This window comes from Sphingomonas sp. Leaf38, from assembly GCF_001421825.1.
GTDB lineage: Bacteria > Pseudomonadota > Alphaproteobacteria > Sphingomonadales > Sphingomonadaceae > Sphingomonas.
Map to the genome: position 1 here is coordinate 491 of NZ_LMLD01000002.1, position 362 is coordinate 852.

Annotated in this window: 1 pseudogene; it reads left to right on the plus strand. The window is 64.4% G+C overall.

Going from position 1 to position 362, the window contains the following annotated elements:
- Window positions 1-362: pseudogene (locus ASE88_RS18045) on the plus strand (hypothetical protein); the annotation flags it as partial.

A 362-nucleotide genomic window follows, 5' to 3' on the forward strand; every position in this document is an offset into this window, starting at 1 on the left:
CCGGCACCGACAATCTCCAACCGCTCGGTACGGCAGGCAAGGCGGTGCATCTGAACATGGGGCCGGTTGGCGGCAATGGTGCGGCAAGCAGCATTACCCTCTTCGACCAGGGCATCATTCAGGTCGTGCAGAGTGCGGTTACCGGTCTGCAGCCCAAGAAGCCTTACATGCTCGTGCTGACCGCCAACGCGGACGGAAGCGGTGCGGTAGAGCCGCTTGCTAACTTCATGAGCAACCCGGCAGGTGCGGCGATCGTCAACGCGTCAGGTCCGATCCGGCAGATCGTTCAAGGCAGCACTGCGGCACCCCGGCGTTTTCTGGCGGTCGCCGAGGTGGTGAACGGCGCTCCGGGCCGCATCGTG